General features: G+C 25.7%; 1 protein-coding gene. It reads right to left on the bottom strand.

The genetic code is table 11. From position 1 onward, the window contains the following. Positions 1–58 precede the first annotated feature (58 nt). Complete coding sequence (locus G3997_RS03165; RefSeq protein ID WP_296647991.1) at positions 59–2,176, bottom strand: DNA topoisomerase III; 2,118 nt, start codon at positions 2,174–2,176, stop codon at positions 59–61. Positions 2,177–2,666: the final 490 nt, after the last annotated feature.

Genomic DNA, 2,666 nt, shown 5'->3' with positions numbered 1-2,666 from the left:
ATTTATCAATAGTATATATTTATTATAAAATCCTATTAATAAAAATAAATAATAAGTTTTATTTTTTTAACTTAGCTAAAGCTTCTGCAAATGGATTATTAAAGTTTTCTGTGTCTTTATTTTGATTTTTTAAATATTTATTTATATCTTTTTTAGATGCTTTATTTTTATCTTCTTGTTTTCTTTTGTTATATGAAGATAACTTCTCTCTATGACCACAAGAACATATAAATGTTTTTGCATCGCCTTCACCACGAAGTTCTAGTTTTTTATGACAAACAGGACATCTTGAATTAGTTATTTGAGATACAGTTTTTCTAGTGTTACATTCTCTATCTTCACAAACTAACATCTTTCCTCTTTTCCCGTTAACTTCAAGCATGTATTTGCCACATTCAGGACATCTATTTTTAGTTAAGTTATCATGTCTAAACTTACTATCACTATTTTTAACTTCTTTTACTATATCTTTTGAATAATTTTTCATTTCATTTATAAATATATTTTTATTTAATTTGCCATTAGATATATCTTGAAGTTTTTTCTCCCAATTAGAAGTAAGCTCTGGAGTTTTTAATTCCTTTGGAACAAGTTCTAATAGTTGCTTTCCTTTAGAAGTTATTAATATATCTTTGCCTTTTTTCTCTATTAAAAATGAATTAAATAATTTTTCTATTATATCAGCTCTAGTTGCTACAGTTCCTAAGTTATTTTTCTCCATAGAAGTTAAAAGTGTCCCTTCATTTAAATATGCCGGAGGATTAGTTTTGCCACTATTTACTTTTACATCACTAATAGGAAGTGTTGAATCCTTTTGAATAYTMGGYATATTTTCATAATTTTCTTCATCATCTAAATCTTTATATGTTTCTTTCCATCCTAAGCTATTTATTCTATTTCCTTTAGCTATAAATATTTCACCTTCAACTATACCTTTAACTTTAGTCTCAGTATATTCAAATGGAGGACATAAAACAGCTAAAAATCTTTTAACTACAAGGTCAAATATCTTTCTTTCTTTTTCAGTTAAATTACTTAAAAATACTCTTTCTTCTGTAGGTATTATTGCATGGTGATCACTTACCTTTGAATCATCAACAAATGATTTATTAGCTTTTATATTACTTTTTAGTAACCTTGTACATACTTTAGAATAATCACTTATATTTACAGCTTTTATTCTATCCTTTAATGTTTCTACTATATCACTAGTTAAATATCTTGAGTCTGTTCTAGGATATGTAAGTACTTTATGGTGTTCATATAGTTTTTGCATTATTGATAGTGTTTCTTTAGCTGAATAACCATAAATCTTATTTGCATCTCTTTGTAATTCTGTTAAGTCATACAATGCTGGTGAATACTTTTTCTTATCACTTTTATTTACTTCTACAATTTCTAATTCTTTACTTTTTATTTTATTAGCTATATTTTCTATCTTTTCCTTATTAAATGTCGATGTTGAATTTTTATTATCTTGCCATATAAACTTTATAGCTTCATTTGCTTTTTTACTCTTAATTTCTAATGTATAGTATTCTTTAGGGATAAAACTTCTTATCTCTTCTTCTCTTTTAAGTATCATTGCTAAAGTTGGTGTTTGCACTCGTCCACAAGAAAGCTGTGCATTATACTTTGTTGTAAGAGCACGAGTTGCATTTATACCAACTATCCAGTCTGCTTCTGCTCTTGCTATTGCTGAATTATATAAGTTTTCATATTGTGATGCATTTTTTAAATTTTTAAATCCATCTTTTATAGCTTTATCTGTACTTGATGATATCCAAAGCCTCTTTAAAGGCTTATTTGTATTACACTTATCAAGTATCCATCTTGCTACTAATTCCCCTTCACGTCCTGCATCTGTAGCTATTACTATTTCACATACATCATCTCTATTTATTTGTGCTTTTACTATATTAAATTGTTTGCTACTCTTTTTAATAACCACTGTCTTTAAGTATTTTGGTAGTATTGGTAAATCATCGATATTCCAAGCTTTATACTTTTGATCATAATTTTCAGGGTCTGCTAATGTAACTAAGTGGCCTAATGCCCATGTTACTATATATTTAGTACCTTCAATATATCCATTTTTCTCATTTTTACATTCTAATACTCTTGCTATATCTCTACCTACTGAAGGTTTTTCTGCTAGTACTAATATTTTTTTCATAACTTTTCCTTCCATAAATCTACATATAATTTTATAGTAACTATAGTATAACATTTTGTAACTAAAAAAGACTAACTTCTTATAAAGAAGTTAGTCTTTTAGGCCGAACAAATTATTTTCAAATAAGTTTGTAAATTATATATGCATATATGCATAACCCGACCGATTAAAAATAGGTATATTTTAGGTGGATGTATCTAAAGGAGTATTAGATACACCCATTAATATTATATGAATGTATAGTTATATATATTCTAAAAGTTCATAGCTTTTTAATTTGAAAATATTTCTTTATTAATATATTTTTAATAATTAAAATCAAACTAAGTTATCTGAGAAATTTCCAAACAAAATTTATTGTAAAATATACTATACATATCATTAAAATATCTAAAATAAATCCACCTATTCCTGTATTATTAATTTCATTTGACACAAAAGATGTACTTATCAATATAATAAAGGTGAAAATAATTTTTAACAACATATT

The organism is Romboutsia sp. 13368, from assembly GCF_018336475.1.
Classification (GTDB): domain Bacteria; phylum Bacillota; class Clostridia; order Peptostreptococcales; family Peptostreptococcaceae; genus Romboutsia.
This window is presented reverse-complemented; position numbering and strand designations above follow the sequence as displayed.